Origin of the sequence: Pseudarthrobacter defluvii (assembly GCF_030816725.1) — a bacterium.
GTDB lineage: Bacteria > Actinomycetota > Actinomycetes > Actinomycetales > Micrococcaceae > Arthrobacter > Arthrobacter defluvii_A.
Map to the genome: position 1 here is coordinate 66400 of NZ_JAUSYG010000001.1, position 21356 is coordinate 87755.

At 62.7% G+C, this 21356-nt stretch carries 15 protein-coding genes; 3 read left to right on the top strand and 12 right to left on the bottom strand.

Annotated features, from left to right (window positions below; all coding sequences use genetic code 11):
* The first annotated feature begins 61 nt into the window (after positions 1-61).
* The gene (locus tag QF031_RS00255; RefSeq protein ID WP_307422508.1) at positions 62-364 is read left to right on the top strand and encodes a DUF4193 domain-containing protein; all 303 of its coding nucleotides are present in this window, start codon (positions 62-64) and stop codon (positions 362-364) included.
* 99 nt (positions 365-463) lie between these two features.
* Here the strand turns inward: QF031_RS00255 and QF031_RS00260 are convergent, their stop codons facing one another.
* The 10 genes from QF031_RS00260 to QF031_RS00305 form a co-directional block, all read right to left on the bottom strand.
* Positions 464-742, bottom strand: coding sequence for a hypothetical protein (locus QF031_RS00260; protein ID WP_307422510.1), 279 nt, complete (start codon positions 740-742; stop codon positions 464-466).
* Between the two features lie 66 nt (positions 743-808).
* Positions 809-2155, bottom strand: coding sequence for a hypothetical protein (locus tag QF031_RS00265; RefSeq protein ID WP_307422514.1), 1347 nt, complete (start codon positions 2153-2155; stop codon positions 809-811).
* A gap of 181 nt (positions 2156-2336) precedes the next feature.
* Positions 2337-2669, bottom strand: a complete 333-nt coding sequence (locus QF031_RS00270) for a helix-turn-helix domain-containing protein (RefSeq protein WP_307422516.1) — start codon at positions 2667-2669, stop codon at positions 2337-2339.
* A gap of 5 nt (positions 2670-2674) precedes the next feature.
* Positions 2675-3490, bottom strand: a complete 816-nt coding sequence (locus tag QF031_RS00275) for a tyrosine-type recombinase/integrase (RefSeq protein ID WP_307422520.1) — start codon at positions 3488-3490, stop codon at positions 2675-2677.
* 20 nt (positions 3491-3510) lie between these two features.
* Entirely contained in the window at positions 3511-4257 is a 747-nt protein-coding gene (locus tag QF031_RS00280) for an ATP-binding protein (protein WP_141002472.1), read from the bottom strand.
* Positions 4254-5816: an IS21 family transposase gene (gene istA, locus QF031_RS00285; protein WP_307422523.1), complete on the bottom strand. Its 1563-nt coding sequence runs from the start codon at positions 5814-5816 to the stop codon at positions 4254-4256. Before istA ends, QF031_RS00280 begins: the two co-directional genes overlap by 4 nt.
* Before the next feature lie 78 nt (positions 5817-5894).
* Positions 5895-6401 carry a phage integrase N-terminal SAM-like domain-containing protein gene (locus QF031_RS00290; RefSeq protein WP_307422526.1) on the bottom strand — a complete coding sequence of 169 codons (507 nt, stop codon included), beginning with the start codon at positions 6399-6401 and terminating at the stop codon, positions 5895-5897.
* 598 nt (positions 6402-6999) lie between these two features.
* Positions 7000-8115: a hypothetical protein gene (locus QF031_RS00295; RefSeq protein WP_307422529.1), complete on the bottom strand. Its 1116-nt coding sequence runs from the start codon at positions 8113-8115 to the stop codon at positions 7000-7002.
* A gap of 765 nt (positions 8116-8880) precedes the next feature.
* Positions 8881-11742 (bottom strand): SIR2 family NAD-dependent protein deacylase, encoded by a 2862-nt coding sequence (locus QF031_RS00300; protein ID WP_307422532.1) that lies wholly within the window; start codon positions 11740-11742, stop codon positions 8881-8883.
* Between the two features lie 383 nt (positions 11743-12125).
* Positions 12126-13023 (bottom strand): IS5 family transposase gene (locus tag QF031_RS00305; protein ID WP_307422534.1). Its coding sequence is split into 2 segments (ribosomal slippage): positions 12126-12671 and positions 12673-13023, totalling 897 coding nucleotides; the frame shifts between segments, so codons are not numbered across the junction.
* A 366-nt stretch (positions 13024-13389) separates the two neighbouring features.
* Between QF031_RS00305 and metH the strand changes: the two genes are divergently transcribed.
* Together metH and QF031_RS00315 are read left to right on the top strand one after the other, a co-directional pair.
* The gene (metH, locus tag QF031_RS00310; protein ID WP_307422536.1) at positions 13390-17034 is read left to right on the top strand and encodes a methionine synthase; all 3645 of its coding nucleotides are present in this window, start codon (positions 13390-13392) and stop codon (positions 17032-17034) included.
* Between the two features lie 70 nt (positions 17035-17104).
* On the top strand, positions 17105-17899 hold the full coding sequence (locus tag QF031_RS00315) for a DUF6994 family protein (protein ID WP_307422539.1): 795 nt from the start codon (positions 17105-17107) through the stop codon (positions 17897-17899).
* Positions 17900-17919: 20 nt separating this feature from the next.
* On the opposite strand, the gene QF031_RS00320 is transcribed toward QF031_RS00315, so the two are convergent.
* Together QF031_RS00320 and QF031_RS00325 are read right to left on the bottom strand one after the other, a co-directional pair.
* Entirely contained in the window at positions 17920-20775 is a 2856-nt protein-coding gene (locus QF031_RS00320) for an ATP-binding cassette domain-containing protein (protein WP_307422541.1), read from the bottom strand.
* Positions 20772-21344, bottom strand: a complete 573-nt coding sequence (locus QF031_RS00325) for a hypothetical protein (protein WP_307422545.1) — start codon at positions 21342-21344, stop codon at positions 20772-20774. Before QF031_RS00325 ends, QF031_RS00320 begins: the two co-directional genes overlap by 4 nt.
* Positions 21345-21356: the final 12 nt, after the last annotated feature.

The window sequence follows — 21356 nt, forward strand, 5'->3', positions numbered from 1 at the left end:
CACGTTACAGTGCTCATCCGGAATGAGCATCAGAGCGACGATTGAAGGAAGAAGCACCAACGTGGCAGCCGACTACGACGAAGTCCGTTCCGACGTCAAGGAAACCCAGGAGCGTTCCCTGGAGGACTTGCAGACCGTAAACGCCCCTGATGCCCGCAGCGTCGTCACCGAACTGGACGAAGCCGACGCCCTAGACGACGGGCTGATACCTGGCGGCGAAATCATCTCTGACGAGCTCATCGTGCAGGTGATTCCCCAGGCCGCGGACGAGTTCACCTGCTATTCCTGTTTCCTCGTCCGGCACCGGTCCCAGCGGGCGCGGGAGAGCAACGGCCATGCCTACTGCGTGGAGCGCGAAGGCTGACGCAGCCTGCTCTAAGCGTTAGCCAGCAAACAAGCATATTTAAGGCCTTTTCCGCCCCCTCGGAACGCGTACTGGTAACCAGCATTATTCGATTTGGAACTATTCAGCAGTGCCACGCGAGGGGAAGCGGTCCGGGTGCTTAGGATCCCGTCCTTTTTCCCGCCAGTACTCGTCCCGCTGCCATAGCGAGAATCTGGTGACTTGGACGCAGAATACGACGGCGGCGATGCCGAAGAGAATGGTCCGAGTCCAGAACCATGGCTCCGAATCGACACCAACGAGACTTAGGACGGTGGAGATCACCATGATGATCGTTACTGGAAGGAACCAGCGGAGGATGCGTTGAAGTCTCCGCTGCAGTTCTTCCTTTGTTGCCACCTTTGCCTCCGTTTGTCGGGCCATTGTCCTGAGGCCGGCTCCGCTCCAGAGGAAGTGTAGGAGCGGCTATCGATCCATTCCTATGGTGTTGGTCATTATCCGCGTGGGGTTGATTCTTGGATAGCGGGACCAGGGTTCGGCGGCCGCTGCGGCGTGTTTCTGGGTGACTTGGTAGCTGTAGCCGAGCATTTCGGCCACGAGCGGGGCGGGCACCTCGGTGACGAGGGCGCGGAGGGATGCGTTGCGCGCGCCTCGGAGGTCGATGCCGACCTCCCTCAGACGCAGCATGAGCGTGTTGGGGTGGATGTGTTGCCCGGGCCGGTAGCCGGGGAACAGCCATTCGCTGCCCGAGCTGCTTCCAGTGCGCATGTTCGGGCGTGAGGCAACGTGTTCTGTGAGCAGTGAGGCGAAAGGCTCAGGCACAGGCGCTGGATCTCCTTCCCCTAGTGACAGACGCAGGCCATTCGGCGTGAGGATCACATCCGTGCTTTTCATCGCGGCGATCTTCACGACTGGCTGGGCGTAGAGCAGCAGGAGTGTGGCGGCGACCCGATAGGACAGGGTGTCCACTTCGTCGGTGAGGCAGGCTTTGAGCATGGCGAGTCGTTGGCCCTGGGTGAGTAGGGGAACTGTCTTGGCTTGTCGGAATCCGATGGTGATGTTGGTGCAGGTCCGGTTCTTGACCGCCCAGACGAAGAAGGTCCGGATGAGGTGCCTGGTGGTGGGGCCGTCGGCCAGCCATGAGTCGACGTCGCCCTGGAGGCAGGAGGCGACGGTCCGCCCGTGGGTGAGCTTGAGCCAAGTCAGGAACTTGATGGTTTCGGTGAGTTCCTGCTTCGCGCTATGGACGGGGCCGCGGGTGGGTTTCCCGTCTGTGGAGAGGCTCCGGATGCGTCGCAGGTGGTGCCACCGGGCGAATGACTCGACGGGCCGTCGGATGTCGGTGTCGTCAACGTCCTCGAGCTTGATGGTGAGCCATCGTTGAAAGAGAGCGAGGTAGTGGTCCCTGCTCGGGAGTAGCTTGTGATGGATGAGCAGGCTGCGCATGTGTTCCACCCGCAGGCTGTTTGGTTCCTGATCCAGTGCCTCGTGGCTGAGCTGGATCTCGCCGGTGGCAAGTCGTTGGAGCAGGTCGCGGACGCCGGTTTTGCGGAGCCAGGTGAGGATGCTTTCGGGGCGCTGGGCTCCGCAGAGGGCGGCGAGCAGTTTCGTCGCCGTCGCTTCCGATCCCCGGACATCGTCGACGCGCAACAGGACGCTGAGGTCGTCCCGAAGCGAGCAGCGGGCGCACGTGTCCTGGCGGTAGTGCTCGGTTTCCGTGCCGCAGCGTGAGCAGTGGTAGTCCTGGGTGATATGTGCGCAATCGACACAGACCGGTTGATCGCCGTGGGCAGCAGACCGCCCGGGAAGCATGCGCTCTGTTCTACAGCCGGGACAAGGTCCGTGCGTGCGCATGGCGACTGCGAAGCAGGTCCCGCAGATCCTGCCTTCAGGCCAGCTGGCGCGGTGCTTACCGGCTGCCCTGAAGCATCTGGCGCAGATGAACGCGCCGGTCGCGCGAGGGCGGCCGCGGACTGTGGGGCGCAAGGTTATGTCAGCCGTCATCGCGGATCACGCGGGCCCGTTTGGGCCTGACGGTCTTGTTCAGATCGACGACGTTGGCATCCGAGGCGACCTTGCGGACATTGGCGTCTGCGGCCGTGACGGTGACCAGATCTTGTGGTCCGCAGGCGAAGATGTCACAAAGGGCGGCGACCATCATGAGTGAAACCCGTTCCGGACGCTGGGTGACGAGCCGATAGACCTGGGAGGCGGAGAGTTCGATGCCGCGTTCTTTCAGCAGGGGGCTCAGGTCGGTGCTGTTGTGCATTCCCCGGGCTGCCATGAGTTCTGCAAGCCGCCACCGGTAGTCGATCTCTCGTTTCATGAGCTTCAGTCTTCCATTCCGGCAAGGGCGTCCCGGACGGTGGAGTCCAGGGCACGGCGCAGTGTCTTGACGCGGTAGTCGCTGGAGACGGAGGTGTAGAGGGCTGTTGTTGACGCGTGTTCGTGCCCGGCCTGGTGCTGAACGAACAAGGGGTCCATTCCTGATTCGATCAGGTGGGTGACGTAGGAGCGGCGCAGCGAGTGGATGTCCAATCCGGGGGAGAGGCCGAGGTCTTCGCAGTACCGGTTGAAGCGGCGGTTCAGGGCGGTTTCGGAGACAAGGGTGCCGCGTTCAGAGGGGAACAGGTCCAGACCATCAGTCATGTGTAGGTGTCCTCGTTCCAGCCAGTCATCGATGATCTCCGCCGACCAGTCGAAAACTGTCAGGACACTGCGGCGTTTCGGGGGAGAACCCCGCATTGCCTTCCCATATCGGACCTGCAACGCCCCGTACTTGCCGAACTCCCGGGCGTGCGGGTTTCTGGAGAAATCCACTGTCTGCAGGTGCCTGACCTCGTTACGGCGCAGCCCCCAGCAGTAGGCCACCTTGAAGAGGACCGCGTCGCGGTAGGCCGGCAGCCAGCCCTTGCGGCCCAGGCCAGCGATGCGGTCCACCTCGTCATCGGCCCGGTCAAAGAACGCCTGCAGTTCCTGCCGGGTGAAGGGCCGCCGCTTAGGAGCCGATTCGGTCGCCTGGGCATGGACCGCGGTGTTCCAGTCGAAACAGACTGAGTATTTGAAGGCTTGGAGGCCAGTCGATCTTGCCTTTGGGGGCCAGTGATATTGCCGGTGGGGGCCAGCGGCCGCGGGGATGGGGGCCACCGGCTCCCACCGACGTTTTCTTATTGCGTCATGGTGGCGTGTTCACGCATGTTGTGGTTGCCAGTATCGACCCAGATGGTGTTGTGCACGATGCGGTCCATGATCGCATCGGCGTGGACCCCGGAGCCGAGCCGCTGGTGCCAGTCCTTCTTGGCGTATTGCGTGCAGAACACGGTCGAAGCTGTGTCGTACCTGCGCTCGAGCAGTTCCAGCAGCATGCTGCGCATGCCCTCGTCGGGGTGGTCGAGGAGCCACTCGTCGATCACCAGCAAAGTGAAGGCCGCGTACTTCTTCAGGAACTTCGTGGCACCCAAGGGCTTGTCCTTCGCCAGCGCCCAGGCTTCCTCGAGGTCGGGCATTCGAACGTAGTGGGCCCGGATCCGGTGCAGACAGGCCTGCTTGGCCAGAGCGCACCCGAGGTAGGACTTCCCGGACCCGGTGAATCCCTGAAACACGACGTTCTGCTGCCGTTCAATGAACGAGCACGTGCCGAGCTGGGCGATCAGGCTCCGGTCGAGGCCGCGTTCGTCCACGAGGTCGAGCCGGCGCAGGTCCGCGCCCGGGTAGCGTAGCCCGGCCCGTCGGATCAGCCCCTCGACCTTGGCGTGATTGAACCCGGAGTGGGCCTCGTCCACGACCAGGCGGAGCCGTTCCTCGAAGGCCATGCCGAGTACGAGTGCCTCGTCCTGGGCCTCGAGCGCTTCGAGCATCGGGACGGCACCCATCTCACGGAGCTTGCGCTTGGTTTCAGTATCGATCCCGCTCATTTGGCGCCACCTGCGTAGTACTCGGCGCCGCGCACGTAACCGCCGTGTTCGACTCCTTCATCCCGTGGAGGCCTGAGCCCGGCGGCTTTGTCCTGCTCCGTGGCAAGGATCGGCTGAAGATGGGCATACCGCGGGGACCGCACCCTGCCTGCCAACGCAAGCCGGCAGGCCGCCTCCACCCGTTCGGCCGAATAACGCCGGCAGAGCCGCAACACGGCCAATGCCGCGTCCAAGCCCTGCTCGTCGACCGGGACGGACTCGAAGATCCGGTTGACCACGGTCACCGCTGCCGGGCCGATCCGTCCGGCCCATTCCCGCGCCCGGGCCGGGTCCCACTGCCGGTATTTCTCGCCGGCGGGAAGGTCCGCGTCATTGGTGCGATACTCGTTGGTCGCGCCCTCGGGCAGCAACAGATGGCTGGTCAGCCGTTCGCTGCCCCGGTAGGCCTGAAGCACCCGATCGGTGATCCTCAGGTCCACCGACGTGCCAACATGGGCGAACGGCACGGAGTAGTAGTTCCTTTCCCAGACCACGTGCCCGTTCCGGCCCACCCGGCGCCCGTAGGCCCACCTGCTGATCTCGTAGGCGGCCGCCGGCAACCCCGTGAGCAGCGGCTGCTCTTCAGCTGCGAACACGCTGGTCCTGGACCCTGGCCGTTTCTGGAACGGCTCCGCGTTATAGGCCGCTACCCGGTCGGTGATGGCGGCGCGAAGCTCCAGCAACGAGGTGAATTGCTGCTGGCGCAGCCCGGCGATGACCCAGGTAGCCACGTGGGCGACCGTGTTCTCCACGCTCGCCTTGTCCTTCGGTGCCCGGATGCGCCCCGGCAGCACCGCCGCTGAATAGTGCGCCGCCATCTCCCGGTAAGCGTCGTTGAGCACGACTTCGCCTTCGCGGGGATGCTTGATCACGCCGGTCTTCAGATTGTCCGGCACGATCCGCGGCACCGAACCGCTAAAGGCCTCGAACATCGCCACATGGGCCCGCAACCAGGTGTCCTGTTTCATGTCCAGGGCGGGTTCAACGAACGCGTACCGGCTAAACGGCAGGCAAGCCACAAACAAATACACCGTCCTCGACTTGCCCGTCACCGGATCTGTCAGCTGCATCGTCGGGCCCGACCAGTCCACCTCCACCGTCTGCGCCGCCTTGTGCCCGACCCGGGACGCCACCCCAGTGACCAGCACATGCCGCTGATAGGTCCTGCAGAACCGGTCATAACCCATCACCGGCTCACCGGCAGCCGCGCGTGAATCCGCGTACTCGCCATGCAGCAGCTTTAGCGTCACCCCGACCCGGGCCATCTCCCTATGCACCTGATCCCAGTCCGGCTGCGCGAACACACTCTGATGCTCACCCCGCCCAGGAAACAGCCGGGCATAGACCTCGCCCTCTGAACTGTCGGCGATATCGTCCCACGCCACACCGGCCGCGTCAGCAGCCTCCAGCACCGCCGTGATGCTCTTACGGGACATGCCCTGCGACGCAGCGATCGCCCGGCCTGACAGGCCCTCGGCGCGCAGCTGCAACACGAGCTTCGCTCTGATCTTCCGTACCATTGATGATTACTCCTTCTGCCGTGCGCCCTATACACACGACGGAAGGAGCCTAAATCGGGGTGGCCCCCAAACACGCCACTACCGGCACCCAGGACCGCTACTGCGCGCTCTGGCCGTTGGCCCCCGAACACACGACGGATGGACCCCAAAAGCGCGGATATTCAAACAGACCTGAGCAGGGTGCGTACCGAAGTACTGTTCGCAGACCCGGTCCCAGCCATACTCAGGCGACGCTGCGTAGGCGCAGAACGCCCTCAGCGCTGCCTGGTAGCTCCGGATGGTGGACTGCGCGACGTGCTTCACGCTGCGCAGATCCCCGAAGAACTCGTCCACGTGGGCCGGCGTCCACTGCCATGGATACTCATTCGTGAACTCCTGGAACCGCGTCACCAGCCGTTCCCGGCCCTCGATGGTGCCAAACGACAGGTTCCGGCTCAACTGCTGGTTGCGCCAGCCGGTAAGCATCTGGGTGAACACGTGGTCCTCGGGGTGAAGGTAACGCACAGCGCCGAAGTCGAGCACCCGTCCCGCTGAATCGACCGCCACGAAAACCTCCCGATACATTGCATTGGATGCAAGAATCATGCAATTAATGCAGAACCGGCGCAAATCTGCGGATCCGAGGGCCATTTCCAACTTGATGCACTCCAGCTTACGAAGGCCGCTTGGTGGACTTACCAGGGGCCCGACCGGCCGACTGCACGGTGTTTCCGCAAGTCACAGGCACTTTTCTGGTTCAAGTCGCGGGATGCCGCTTGGCAATGGGCGGAGGAGGGGTGATCGTGCATCGGATGCAATAATCACTATTCAGCTTGACATAAGGTCAATTATCGGCGTGCTAGGGCTTACGAGGGAGTGCCTGCTAAGGGACTGCTCGTGTTTTCGCGGCGCACCCATTAAATTTTGAAGGCTCACCGCCTAGGTGAGCCTTCAAAATTTCAAAAAGTGAGCTAACGTCGTCTCCGTGATGCCCACCGGACCTGACGGACCTCGTCTAGTAGGTCAGCGATGGCAGACTCGAAAACGGCGTCATCGGTGTGGGACAGTTTCTTCGACCCAAAAACTGATTCCCCTCCCGAACTGATTTCGATGTCCGAGTCAGAGCTGAGGTCTGAAAGCCGTGTTTGTCCTATAACAACGCTGGGCCTCGTTGAACCGGTTCTTCGATGCTCGTGAATCAAGCTCATTTGAGCCTCCCTTCGATGCTGGAAGAATAGTCTGGACCTACGACTTTCTTGTAGCTAGAAAACACTATTGAAGCATGGATTGCCATCCATGCGGTGGCGCCATAGATGATGAACCACGAACCCCACCATATCCAGGGAGAGACGGGTACAGCAGCCAGGACCGCCATAGTCAGCAAGATGCCTCCGCTGGCCAGAAGTATGCCGCGCAGTGGCGCAAGAAGACGAGCGACGAGTTCGTGCTCCGGTTCCTTGCTCATCCATGATAACAAGAGCGCCGGAGTGACAAGGATGATCGAGGCTGCAGGCGAGGGAATCAGGGCCTCGGGGCGGAGTACTTCGTTGTTCCATATTCGAACTGGAATTGTAGCCAGAACGATGAAGGTAGTTATGACGGCAGCCCACTTAGAAAAGGAGAAGACCCCTTGCCTCGCTGGAGCGGCTGCCACCCAAGCATCCGCAGTGTGAAATACGGACTTAGGCGCCAAGACCTCGTGGGCCGTTCGAGTCGGACTAGTGACAGAATGCCCAGACGATTGGATGGCCAGTAGCTTCCGATCAAAGGCCACGAAGTCGATCGACTGAATACACAAACCCTTCGGGACCTCGAACTCAACGTGCTGGCTTGCTGCGAACCCATAGTCAGGGATCGAGAGCTTGAAACGAATCTGTTGCGGTCCCCGATCTTCCAACTCCGGAAGGTCTTCATCGAGGGAGTACTTCAACGTCGTCCGAGTACCAACCAAGTCGGCATCAAGTTCGACCAAGAAGAGGTAATTCTTAGCCAATCGAGCCACAAGCATGTCCAGCAGTAAGAGTCTTCGTTTGTGGCTCTCGGTGAAATTTCGGCTGTCTAGCGACGATGCTTTCCAGTCTTCATATGCGTCCACTTTGGTTGAGGAATCAGCAGCATCAGACTCCACTACAGCAGCGAAAACCGTGCCGTCGTCGGGTTCATTCGCGGAGGAGAGGCGCGGCAAGTTGCGCGCAGCGTCATGCAACATTTTGATAGCCAACCTAGAATTGTCCACCCGACCAAGTACGGCGACGCCTTTGCCGTCGTGCTTTGCATCCAAGCGTTGCTTAGCGCCCTTTACCAGCATCCCGAGCGGCACTACGACTCTATTCTTGGAGCTGGCGGGTATGGCCATGTCTTCTGGAACCGTTATGTCTACGGACGTACTCTGTCGAGTCGTACCTTCAGCGTCGAGGCGGAGGGCAGTGACGCGACGGTGCACCCACTTCCTCGAAGTTGCCAAGAGTGCAAGTAGCTGCAGGCCCGAAAGGTCATCAGTTGCCGCTTGGTTAGAAATGCCAGGGACCCTTACCCGCCCCATCCACTTAGGGATCCGCTTAGCCATCCGTCCAGCCTTCCACAACTTACGGTTTGACACTAAAGGGTTACTTGAAGTTCGAGGTGTGGCTGCAAGCGGGCACGTGCAGATGAATCCTCCAATTGCATCCCCGTTTCACGTTTCTGTGTGCAAGAGAATCCTCACGCCGGAACGTGCGGCCGAACTGGTCCATGGCGCCGGCAGCGGTGTCTCTAAAGTTGCCCTCGTCCGTGATTAAGGCATCAGCCGGGAAACGGTCTACCAAGACGTGCGTCGGGCCATGTTGGAGTGACCTTCTCCTCCCTTGGGCTGCACGATGGCACCAGGAGAAAACTGGGCCAGCTTTACAGAATCTTCATTATCGGCGTTTCCAAATGGCCGGGGAGCGGTGCTCAAGAGACTGTAAGTGGACGTGCGCCTACTGTAGAAAGCCACGACCACAGTGACGATCGTCCTCCTGCCCAGAGCGCCCCGACTACGGACTGTTAGAGGCTCTGCACGTCGTGTATTTGTAAGGGCACACCAGTTGGACAATCAATAACTAAACTATTCCAGCATCGGTCTTGCCTTGGATGCTCGCATGGCCCGCTGTTGAGATTTTTTAGATTTGAGCACTTGCTCAATCCTGGCCACACTGACCTTCCGATGAGATTCGTCCCTGAATCTATAACTGGCCACTGACAATTCCGCAATATAGCGAGCCAAAGCATTCTCATCGGCAGCGGGCATTGACGCCTCAAAGAATTGATACGAACAAAAGTCGTGAAAGAACCCGGCAATGACCTCAAGCGTAACGTGCTCTTCGGTGATGCCGCTAAGCTTGCTCGCCCAACCTTCTTCATGGATGTCAAGAACCATGAAAGCTGCAGAAATAGCGCCTTCTCCATCAGTTGCAAAGGCTTTATCATCAATAGCTTTATCCAGCGCCTTTAATAGCTTCCTCGAAGAGAGAGAGGCCGAAATCCCCGACATGGTGAAGATGGCCGGGAACATCTCCGCTGCACGATCGATGAACTCCTGCCGCCGATCCTCCTGGATCTCCAAAGCGTGAGCAGTTGTTTCGGCTACCTTCCGTAGGGCCTCGGTGAGATCGGGGTCATCAGAGAACATCGCAAAGAAGCGGCCCCAACCGGTTAGAACCTTCCGAAGAAGCCGGGACTTAAGAGCCGGGTCTGGGACCTGGTCACAGTCGCGTAGAACTGTAGAAACAACGTCTACAACAATTGAGTACCTGTACGCTGCGGGAAGATTTTCGGGTACTGTCAGCGGGAAGGCTTCTGCTTCCTGGTAGGGCACAAGGTGGTCTTCGGGAAGCTGCACATCGTCGTCCTCCGAGACCGTGTCGTCGTCCGGGTCGTCGTCTCCGTACTCAGCGAGCTCATACTCATCATCAAAATCCTCGGGTGCTTCGACAAGTTCCACTTTGCGAAGCGGACTTCTTTCTTCGGCGAGGATGTGGGATGCCTCCAGGTAGGCTTCCATTCGTACCAGCAGGTCGGTGTCTTGCCTCTTCAGCGAGGCATAGTGCCGAATAATCGGTGCAAAAAGCGTTGGATCCGTGAGAATTGTCTGACGGAATTCGGCATCTTCAGCAGCTGCCTTGGCGGCAAAGAGATATAGATAGCTGTGATGGCTGAATCGAACAAGATTCCGGTCGGATCTGAGGACGCGTTGAGCACGGAAGTATTCAAGAATTTCTAAGGCAGACTCGGAAATATCGCGTTTTTCAAAATAAGTCTCCACCCTGGACGTCACTACCGATCCGGGAAGCGAACCGGCCCTTTGCTCAACGAACAACATTGCCAAATCTGCCAATACTGCTTCGCGAAGACCCGAGTCAATCGACCAGCGCGCATCTTCATCCACGTTGCCGCGGCCCAAGAGCTGGCTCAGGTACTGGTCCAAGAGGGTGGTGGGAGAACTGTTCGCCGCTATGGAGGTTCCCGCAAGAAGTATCGAAGCTAGAAGAGAGACGATGAATGGTGTTCTCGGAAGGTTTTGCTGATTCAGCACAGACATCACTCGGGTAGCGACGGACTCTGGCCGAACTGGCGTAGCCAAGCGGACAAGCTTGACTACATCCTGCGTGTTGAAGGGACCGACGTACCGTACCTCCGGCGTGAGGTTAGCTGCGAGTAGCCTCTCCACTAGTTCGGCTTCATTTTCTGTCCGGCAGCCTATGAACACTTGGCGAAGGTTCAGACTAAGCAGATCCGCGATCATCTGGTCACAAAGGCGTCCAGCGTAAGGAGTTACGTTGTCGATGGCAATGACCGAATCTGGTACGTCATTTCTGTTGGCCGGAAGAATGCCAAGGGATCTTCCTTCGGCCCTAAGTTGAACTAGCAAGGGCTTGCCGCCTTTGGTGAACCTGTTGAAGTCAACGAGGATTGGCGGCTTTCCAGAGGCCGCTGCTGCCTCCGACAGGATCCATTGGAGGGCGGTAGTTAGGCCTGAGTTTTCGTCTCCTACAATCACTGTCACCCCGTTATATCGACTGATCTCATGAGGATCAGAACGGGTGACCTTCTTCTGGTCGCTCATCTGTTCTGCCGCTTGTATACGGTCGCTTGCAACCGGGAAAAGAACGGGCGGGATCAATAGTTCGTCCACTCTCCTGGCATCTCGATCAGGAGTGTTTTCGCAAACTATGGATTGCATTCTGACCCGGTCAGCTAAGGCATCAACCGCCAGCTGCACGGGGCTAAGCAAAAGTCCCGTTTCTGACAGAACTACATGATTTTCCGGGCGAGGGGACAACGAGCCCAAGAACGCCGGAAAATCTGAGTACTGCTCCCCGTAAACGACGGGCCGGATGTGATCCGAACGGTGCTCTGCTTGGAGAGCCTCGAGCTCAGAAGTTCTGCAAAGCCGGAAATGCTGGAGATCGGAATTTTTGAAGGTCGATCGATGCCATTCGATCAATCGGCTGAAGTTTGGATCAGTTAATCCGGAGCCTACGCCGACATAAACGATAGATTTCAAGGCAGAAGCAGCCCTTTGAAGCTCTTGGGCACTACTGCTGCTGAGCAGACGAGTGTAGTCAGCATGACTGAAAACTATGGAATCTGGTTCTTCCCAGTATCCGTGAAGGTGGCCGATCTTAGTCGAATTATTGGCGAGCATCTTTTGGATTTCCGCACTATTTTCCCACGTGACAGTTTCCCGACCGGTAGCTCGCTCTATCAAGGAATCGTAGTTGGTCGTCAGAATAGGACTTCCAACACTCGTCAGAGCACGGGGCCAGCTGTCATCGACTAGCGGTAGTTTACCGATAGTCTCTGACAGCCAGTTGTTTGGTGCCATTCCGCCAGCTTCTGCAATTTTATGTTGTATGAGTCCGGCAACTGATATCAAGGCATCCGTGTCGTTGTTGTTATCGGCATACTCGAAGGTTGAGTTAATCATGCTGTACCACGCGTCCGGTGCCATCTGTCGAGCTCGCATGTAGCTCAGACTTTCAGCTATAAACCCGTTCCAACTTGCACAGGTAGCCCGGTCGGCAGCAGAAATAGACAAGCCGGTCCCTACTATGAAAATGCAGCGGCCTTTGGCGATTGCCTCTTGTAACTCTTCCAAACCGGGTCCTTCGCTTCTCCATTGCCAGCCAAATAGCATGGCAACCTCCAGCCCCTATTGTTGCAGCGAAAGGCGGAGGCTTTGACTTTCAAGGACTCGTGTCTTGGATGCTGTTTCTCTGGTGCACCCATCAGACGGAGGACACCGTTGATCTAAGTCCCAACCTGTTCCGGTTTCTAGTCCCGACGGCTAACGTTAGCGTGCTAGGTTCGCTAGGGCGTGTCTCCTAAAGCTGTCAGCCAGATGCTGATCGCGCGGAGGACTGCTCCGCCGCGGTAGGTGAGGGCCAGTTTGTCGTAGCGGGTCGCCAGGGCCCGCCACTGCTTGAAGATGTTGAAGTTGCGTTCGACGACGTTGCGGCCTTTGTAGTCCTCCTTGTCGAAGGCCGGGGGTCGGCCGCCGGTGGATCCGCGTCGTTTCCGGTGGCCGATCTGGTCGGATGGTTGCGGGATAACAGCGGCGATGCCGCGGTCGCGAAGGTGGGTCCTGATCGCTCTGGACGAGTATGCCTTGTCACCGCGAACACGGTCCGGGCGGGTGCGCGGCCTGCCCGGACCCGTCCGGTTGATCTTCAACTGGTTCATCAAATGAGTGAACATGGGCGCATCCCCGCCCTGGCCGGGGGCAACGAGCAGCACCAGGGGTCTGCCTTTACCATCGACCAAGGCGTGGATCTTGGTGCTTAATCCGCCGCGGGAACGCCCAATCGCGTGATCGGTGGGCTCAGCAAACAGATTCATGTAATTCGAGCAGGCCCCCTGTGGTGCGCGGAAGGTTGGTGCCGTGCTGGTGGGCACGATTCACCGTCGAGTCCACTGAAACCGACCAATCCACCTCACCGCGGGCATCCGCGGTCGTCAGCAGGGCCGCCAGGATCCTGTCCCAGGTCCCGTCACCGCTATAGCGGCGGTGACGCTTCCAGATGGTCTGCCAGGGACCAAACTCCGCCGGCACATCCCGCCAGGCGATCCCGCACCGATACCGGTAGATGATGCCCTCGACTACACGGCGATCATCCCGGAAAGGACGACCCCGGCGGCCAACAGAAGACGGCAGCAACGACTGAATCCGGGCCCACTGCCCGTCAGTCAAAACAGAAGTACGAGACACACATCAAGCATCCCGGGTAAGAGGTTCCGGATTTAGGAGACACGCCCTAGCCCGTCAGCGGGCCGTATCTCCTATGCCACAAGGCGGACGATACTGCCGTATCAGGCCCTCGAGCAACCAAAGCCTGACGCGAAAGCCTCAATGTGTGAAGTTCAACTGCCAGGGGACATGGCAAGAGAGCTGCGCATAAACCCCTACCGACGCAGTCGGCCTTCCCAACCGAGCTGGGCTGAACTGACGTAAGCTAAATTATCGGTTTCGGCAGGTGTCCGGCCGGCTCCGAACCTGGCCAGCTTAGGACCACCCGCCCCCGTAGCATCCAGACACACAGCGCAGTGCAGGCGCGGCCGCCCGTAACCTGTTTAAATGCCTCGTTTCGCACTGGACATCGAGTCCGTCCCCCGCCCCGCCCGCGCCCAGGCACTCCTGGACGCCGTTAACCACAGCGTGGTCATCGCCGACGGCGCCATGGGCACCATGCTGCAGGGCCGCGACCTCCAGCTGGACACGGACTTCCAGAACCTTGAGGGCTGCAACGAGATCCTCAACGACACCCGCCCGGACGTCATCGCAGACATCCACGACGCCTACTTCGCCACCGGCATCGATGCCGTCGAAACCAACACGTTCGGCGCCAACTGGTCCAACCTCTCCGACTATGGCATCGACGACCGAATTGGGGAGCTCGCCCGCAAAGGCGCCAGAATCGCCCGCGAACGTGCCGAGGCTGCAGAGGAAACAGACGGCCGCATGCGCTGGGTCCTCGGCTCCATGGGCCCCGGCACCAAGCTCCCCAGCCTGGGCCACACCAGCTACGACTGGCTCAAGCAGACCTTCGCTCTCCAGGCAGAAGGCCTCATCGACGGCGGCGCGGACGCGTTCCTCATCGAAACCAGCCAGGACCTCCTGCAGACCAAGGCCGCGGTCAACGGTTGCAAGCAGGCCATCGTCTCCAAAGGCATCCGCCTGCCCATTTTCGTCGAGGTGACGGTCGAAACCACAGGAACCATGCTCATGGGCTCCGAAATCGGCGCCGCGCTCACCGCCCTGGAACCGCTCGGCGTCGACGCCATCGGCCTGAACTGCGCTACCGGCCCGGACGAGATGAGCGAGCACCTCCGCCACCTCTCCAAGCAGTCCTCCGTCGCCATCGCCTGCATGCCCAATGCCGGCCTGCCCGTCCTTGGCGCCAACGGCGCGCACTACCCGCTGTCACCCGCCGAACTCGCCACCGCGCACGAACAGTTCGTCCGCGAATTCGGCGTGGGCCTGGTGGGCGGCTGCTGCGGTACGACGCCGGAACACATGGCCGCCGTCGTCGAACGTCTGGCTCCCTTCCGCAACAAAGCCGTGGCCACCGAAGATAAAACAGCGCCGGCGAGGATCCCCGAAGAACGCGAAGCCGGCGTCGCCTCCCTCTACCAGCACGTGAACTTCGACCAGGAGTCCGCCTACCTGGCCATCGGTGAGCGCACCAACGCCAACGGCTCCAAGGCCTTCCGCCAGGCCATGCTCGAAGAACGCTGGGACGACTGCGTAGACATCGCCCGCGAACAGATCCGCGTCGGCGCCCACCTCTTGGACGTCTGCGTGGACTACGTGGGGCGCGACGGCGTGGCCGACGTCAAGGAGATCGTCTCCCGGTTCGCGTCCGCCTCCACCCTCCCGCTGGTCATCGACTCCACCGAACCTCCCGTGCTGCAGGCCGGCCTGGAACTCATCGGCGGCCGCCCGGTGGTCAACTCGGTCAACTACGAGGACGGCGACGGCCCCAACAGCCGCTTCGCCCGCATTATGCCGCTGGTCAAGGAACACGGCACCGCCGTGATCGCCCTGACCATCGACGAACAGGGCCAGGCCCGGACCACCGAGGGCAAGGTGGCCATCGCCTCCCGCCTGGTCGACTCCCTGGTGGGCGAGTGGGGCATGCGCGTCGAGGACATCATCGTGGACTGCCTCACCTTCCCCGTCGCCACCGGCCAGGAGGAAACCCGCCGGGACGGCATCGAAACCATCGAGGCCATCCGCCAGATCACCGCGAAGTACCCGGGCATCAACACCACCCTCGGCGTCTCCAACGTCTCCTTCGGCCTCAACCCGGCTGCGCGCATCGTCCTGAACTCCGTGTTCCTGCACGAAGCCGTCCAGGCCGGTCTGACGAGCGGCATCATTGACGCCGCCAAGATCGTCCCGCTCGCCTCGCTCCCGGAGGAGCAGCGCAAGGTGGCCCTGGATCTGGTCTGGGACCGCCGCGAATACGACGCCGACGGCAACACCACCTACGATCCCCTGGCCCGCATGCTGGACATGTTCGCCGGCGTCGACACCGCAGCGCTCAAGGACCAGCGCGCCGCCGAACTCGCCGCCCTCCCCACGGGCGCCCGCCTGGAACGGCGCATCATCGACGGCGAAGGCAAGGGCCTCGAAGCAGACCTGGACCTGGCCCGCAGTGAAGGCATGACCCCGCTGGGCATCATCAACGACCACCTGCTCGAAGGCATGAAGGTGGTGGGCGAGCGCTTCGGCGCCGGCGAGATGCAGTTGCCGTTCGTGCTGCAGTCCGCCGAGGTGATGAAGAATGCCGTCGCCCTGCTCGAGCCGCACATGGAGAAGTCGGACTCCTCCGGCAAGGGCACCATGGTGATCGCCACCGTGCGCGGCGACGTGCACGACATCGGCAAGAACCTGGTGGACATCATCCTCACCAACAACGGCTACAAGGTCATCAACATCGGCATCAAGCAGGGCATCGCAGAGATCATGGCCGCGGCGGAGGAACACAACGCGGACGTGATCGGCATGTCCGGGCTGCTGGTGAAGTCCACCGTGGTGATGAAGGAGAACCTCGCCGAGCTGCAGTCCCGCGGCCTGGCCAAGAAGTGGCCCGTGATCCTCGGCGGCGCAGCCCTCACCCGCGCCTACGTGGAGCAGGACCTGGCCGAGCAGTTCGACGGCGTGGTCCGGTACGCCAAGGACGCCTTCGAGGGCCTTGCCCTCATGGAACCGCTGGTCCGCGTGGCCCGCGGTGAATCACCGGACGACGTCGGCCTGCCGCCGTTGAAGAAGCGCATCCACAAGGGCGGGGCAAAGTTCACCGTGACCGAGCCGGAAGCCATGCCCGGCCGCTCCGACGTCGCCAGCGACAATCCCCTGCCGGTGCCGCCGTTCTGGGGCACGCGCATCGTCCGCGGCGTTTCGCTCCACGACTACTCCGCGTTCCTCGACGAGCGCGCCACCTTCATGGGGCAGTGGGGCCTCAAGCCCGGCCGCGGCGAGGACGGCGCCTCCTACGAGGAACTCGTGGAACGCGAAGGCCGGCCGCGCCTGCGCTACTGGCTGGACCGCATCCTGGGCGAGGGGATGCTGGACGCGTCCGTTGCCTACGGCTACTTCCCGGTGGTTTCCGAGGGGGAACAGGTGGTGGTGCTGCACCACGGTGAGGATCCCGACGGCGTCCTGGGCCAGGCAGGTCTGCTCGCCCCGGATGGTGGGTCAGGCGGCCCGATCGGCACCGACCGCCTGCGGTTCGATTTCCCGCGCCAGCGCCGTGACCGGCACCTCTGCCTGGCCGACTTCGTGAAGTCCCGCGAATCAGGGCAGATCGACGTACTGCCGGTGCAGCTGGTCACCGCCGGCTCCAAGATCGAAGAGTTCACGTCCAAGATGTTCGCGGCCAACCAGTACCGCGACTACTACGAGCTCAACGGCCTGGTCATGCAGCTTACCGAGGCGCTGGCCGAGTTCTGGCACGCCCGGATCCGCAAGGAGCTCGGCTTCGCGGCCGAGGAGCCCAAGGACAAGGCCGGACTGTTCAAGCTCGACTACCGCGGCGCGCGCTTCTCGCTGGGCTACCCCGCCTGCCCGGACATGGAGGACCGCCGCAAGGTGACCGAGCTGCTGAAGCCCGAGCGCATGGGCGTCATCCTGAGCGACGAGCTCATGCTGCACCCCGAACAGTCCACCGACGCGTTCGTGTTCCACCACCCGGAGGCGAAGTACTTCAAGGTGTGAGCCTGTACTTCGAGGTGTAACTTGGGCCCAGAGCCTCCAAAATGTCTTGAGCTGCGCATACACTCCCACCATGCGCGTTTTCGATACCTCATTCGACTACATGACCGACGAGTCCCGGAAGGCCAAGCGGGGCAAGGGCGTCCAAGAGCTGGGCGACCCGGATGCGAACAGCGGGAGGCTCCGGGCAGACCACGAGCTGCTGTGGACGAAGGAACTTTGCTCCGGCGATGTCTTTTCCCCGAGCGCCTCCTCTGCCGGCCGGAACGAGTACCTGATTTACACTGACGCTTCCGGGGCGAGGTTTTGCTACGGCAGCGACGCCATCACCGCTTCCTACACGACATATATGCGTCCAAAGGCTTTGGTCGACGCCATTGCCGGTCTGACCGAGGAGCAGCGGGCCCGCTACCTCAATCCGCCGTACACCGTCGGCAGTGCGATGATTTGGCCCGTCAGGTCCAAGGACCGACCCACCATGAACCAGGCACGAGGGATCAGGTCGCTGATCTCTGACCGCATGGACCTCACCCTTGAGTGCATCAGGCGTCACTACGCAGGAGAACCGGAGAGTCCGCTTGCCGATGTCATCAGAGCCTACGCGGACTTCTTCGCGCTCTTCGGTGTGCGGGAGGAGGGGTTCAGGTGTTTTGTGGACTTCTTCCACTTCCAGGACCTGATTACGACCGACTACAACGAGGTACGGTTCTTCCTGCCGTTCGACAACTTCCAGCGTCGCGGGACACCGGCCACGACTGCGGAGTACGTGGAGTACCGGGAGAACGTACTGGATTTCATCAACAAGCGGGCGCAGCGCATGGCTAAATGGGTCGAGGAGAACCACCCGGACATCGAGGTTCGCGAGTAGTTACTTGAGGTTCCGAAGCGTCAAACCCTGAGTTGTAGCCGGTCCCGGGCCTGAGCGGAGCGCGCCTGCCCGTCGGGGCCGGGAACGCTGCCGGACACCGGCTTCACCCGCCGCAGCGAGGCGAGCACTGCCCGGCCCACCACGGCGATCCCGATCACCGTGGTGACGGCGCGCAGGGTGTCCCAGCCCGCCGTCGACGTCAACAGCGAATACAGCAGGAAGCTGCTGAGGTTGGTGCCCAGAGGCGCGCCCGGAACGTAGGAGATTCCGGTGCCGCCCCCCACCGCGAAGGGCCAGAACCAGAGGTTCAGCAGCAGCCCGAACACATAGGACGCCACCACGCCATAGGCCGCCAGCATCCACAGTTCGGCCCTGCCGCGCACCCGGCGGGGGAGCAACCCGGCTCCCGCGCCCACCCACGCGCAGGCGAAGACCTGGAACGGCGTCCACGGCCCGATCCCGCCCCACAGTGCACCGGAGACGGCAATCGTGGCGGCACCGAGCAGCAGGCCGAACCGGGCACCGAACGCGCGGCCCGCCAGGATCAGCAGGATAAACACCGCCTCCACGCCGCCGACGCCGGTGCTCGCCACCCGCACGGCGGAACCGACGGCAGCCAGCACGCCGAGCAGCGCCACCGTGTGTGCCGAGCGGACGGACCCGTCCAGGGAAAGCACGACGGCGACCGCGGCCACGGGTGCGATGGCCAGGGCCGCGTACGGGGTAGCGGCGGCAGCGTCCTGGGGGAGTGCCGCGGCAAGCAGGGGCCAGCAGAACGCCGCCAGGGCGGCCAGGTTGGCGGCAGCCAGGACAGCAAGCTCGGCGCCCCGCGGCGTCCGGACCCGGTGGGGTCTATGGGTGGCCGGTACGTCTGCCTGTTCAGCGGGTGACGTCCCCGCCTGCGCTCCGGCAAGAGCGGGCCCGGATGTTTGGATGCGGGGTGCCGGGACGTACGGTTCCGGGTCAGGCGCAGGTTCCAGGGATGGTGCCACGCCGTTCCGCATCGGAAGGATCCGGGCGCCCAGGCCGTGGGCGAAGTCGATGTCGTGCGTGGCAATCAGGACCGCGGCGCCGTCATCCGCCGCCATGCGCAGGGCCGCCGCCACCGCTGCGCGTGCGGCCGGATCGAGCCCGCGGGTGGGTTCGTCAATCAGCAGCACCCCGGGGCTGTCCATCGTCTGCAGAGTGATGGCCAGGATTCTGCGCTCGCCGGCGGAGAGGTCTCGTGGATGCTCGTTCCCGATGGGAATGTGGACGTCTCCCCGCAGCCGGGTAAGGCGGGCCGCCGCAACTGCCGTGCTGTTCTTCCTGCGTGCCAGCCGCCGCTCCGCCGACCGCAGCTCTCCCGCGACCGTGTCCCTGGTGAAAAGGTCGTCCGAGGCGTCCGGCACCAGGGCGACCCTGCCGCCGTCGTCCATTTCCAAGCGGCGCGTTCCCTCAGCGCCCGTACCTTCGTCGAGGGCCAGCGCCACCAGCAGGGAAGACTTTCCGGCCCCGTTAGGCCCCACCAACGCCACGATCTCGCCGCGGTGCAGGGCCAGGGAGGCGTCGCGGACCAGCGGCGTGCCCTTCCGTTGCACCTCGAGGTGGGTTGCCGTCAGCACGGGGGCACGGCCGTGATCCGGACCGGGTAGTGTCCGGGCAACGGCCGGAGCGGAGGGGGAGGGAGCGGTGCCCGGCACCAGCGCGCCGCCCTCGATGGTCCACCAGGAGTCAGCCACCGGAACCAGGGCCGCAGCCCGGTGTTCGGCCACAATGACGCACACGCCGTGTTCGCGGGCCAGGGTGCTGAGCACGGTGATGACGCGGCTGCGTGCCGTGGCGTCGAGGTCGGCCAGGGGCTCGTCCACCAGCAGCAGCCGGGGCTGGTCCACGACGGCGGCGGCGATGGCCACGAGCGTTGCCTCACCTGCCGAGAGGGTGCTGACGTCCCGGTCCAGCAGCGCGGAAACCCCGACCCGATCCGCCACTTCCAGTACCCGGGCCTTCGCGGCGGCGGACGGCACGCCACGGAGTTCGAGGGCCAGGGCGATGTCATCCCGGACCCGGGTGGTCGCAAAGGCGGCGCGCGGATTCTGGAGGACGACGCCCACCAACCCCGCGTTATCGCGCGGCGGGGCGCCGGCGCGGTCAGTTCGGGCAACCTGCACGGTACCGGACAGCTCGCCGCCGTCCACATGGGAAAGGAGGCCTGCGAGGCCGCGCAGGATGGTGGACTTGCCGGAGCCCGTGGGCCCGGTGATCACCGCAACGGACCCGGCCGGCGCTGCAAACGAATCAACCCTGATGCATGTGTCAGCGATGCGGAACTGCGCGTCCCGCACCAGAAGAGGCGCGCCGTCGTCGTGACGTCCTTCGCAGGACGCGCGGCTGCCGAAGCCGCGCAGCTCCAAGGCTGCAGCAATGCGGGCGGCGTGCTCCAGGGTCCGTTCGAGCACGGGGACCAGGGCGCGCGGGCCGAAGCGTTCGCCGCGGAGCCGGAAGGCCAGGCGAACGGAGGCCACGGCGTCGGACAGCGCGGGGAGCGCCGCCCACGCCACCACCAGCATGCGGGCCACGCCCTGCAGCGGGCCGCCGCGGGCCAGGCGGACAAAGCCGCGGGACACATCCACCCAGGAATTGAGTAGGCCGAAGCCGAGGATGGTCGCGGCGATTGGCAGCGCGGACAGCACCGCCGTCCACAGCCCCGGGGCCGTGATCGGGCCCAGGAACACCACATGGGCGTACGGGGCGGGAAGCCGCAGCGGCGGCAGGTCCAGCAGGACCGGGGTGCCAGTGGCCACCCCGTTGAAAAGGACCCGGTAGGCGACCCGCGCCGCGATGAACACAGCAGCGAGAACCGCCGCTGCGCGCAACGGCGCGGGCCGGAAGGTCATGACGCGGGTGCCGCCGGAGCGCCGTCCACCTGGAAGAGCAGTTCCAGGCTCTCGCCGGGCTTGACCTGCTGGGTTGCCGCGCCTTCCTGTGCGTAAGCCCAGTCGCCGGAGGCAGGCTTGACCCACAGCGACCAGTACGCGAACGCCGCGGGCATGCCCTTGCACTCTTCGCGGTAAGTGCCGTCCTTGTGCTTGATGTCGAAGTCGGCGGCGGGCACACCGTTCACCCGGCAGACGAGTTCATTGGGGTACTGCGTGGTGCCCTCGGTCTTGACCTTGGCCTCTTCGAGGACCTTTGCGGCCACGGTGGGCCCGTCCACGGACACGCAGGTGGAGGTGTCGGCGGCGGACTGCTTCAGGGCGCCGGAATCGACGATGACCTTCACGCCCGCGCAGGGGCCGTCAGAGGTTGAAGCGGCGCTGGCGCTCGACGAAGCAGCTGCAGATGAGGCAGGGGCCGAGGAGCTTGGCTGGGTGGAGGCCGGCGTGGAACAGGCGGCGAGGGTAAGCAGGAGGCCTGCGGCGGCGAGGGAGCCCGCGGACGCGGTGCGGAGTTTAGTCAATGTCACCTGTCAAGGGTA

Bases quoted from the DNA above. Each gene is read 5' to 3' on its own strand.
- QF031_RS00265 (WP_307422514.1), bottom strand. From the start codon at position 2,155: ATGCTTCCCGGGCGGTCTGCTGCCCACGGCGATCAACCGGTCTGTGTC.
- QF031_RS00270 (WP_307422516.1), bottom strand. From the start codon at position 2,669: ATGAAACGAGAGATCGACTACCGGTGGCGGCTTGCAGAACTCATGGCA.
- QF031_RS00280 (WP_141002472.1), bottom strand. From the start codon at position 4,257: ATGAGCGGGATCGATACTGAAACCAAGCGCAAGCTCCGTGAGATGGGT.
- istA (WP_307422523.1), bottom strand. From the start codon at position 5,816: ATGGTACGGAAGATCAGAGCGAAGCTCGTGTTGCAGCTGCGCGCCGAG.
- QF031_RS00290 (WP_307422526.1), bottom strand. From the start codon at position 6,401: ATGATTCTTGCATCCAATGCAATGTATCGGGAGGTTTTCGTGGCGGTC.
- QF031_RS00300 (WP_307422532.1), bottom strand. From the start codon at position 11,742: ATGATTAACTCAACCTTCGAGTATGCCGATAACAACAACGACACGGAT.
- metH (WP_307422536.1), top strand. From the start codon at position 13,390: ATGCCTCGTTTCGCACTGGACATCGAGTCCGTCCCCCGCCCCGCCCGC.
- QF031_RS00315 (WP_307422539.1), top strand. From the start codon at position 17,105: ATGCGCGTTTTCGATACCTCATTCGACTACATGACCGACGAGTCCCGG.
- QF031_RS00320 (WP_307422541.1), bottom strand. From the start codon at position 20,775: ATGACCTTCCGGCCCGCGCCGTTGCGCGCAGCGGCGGTTCTCGCTGCT.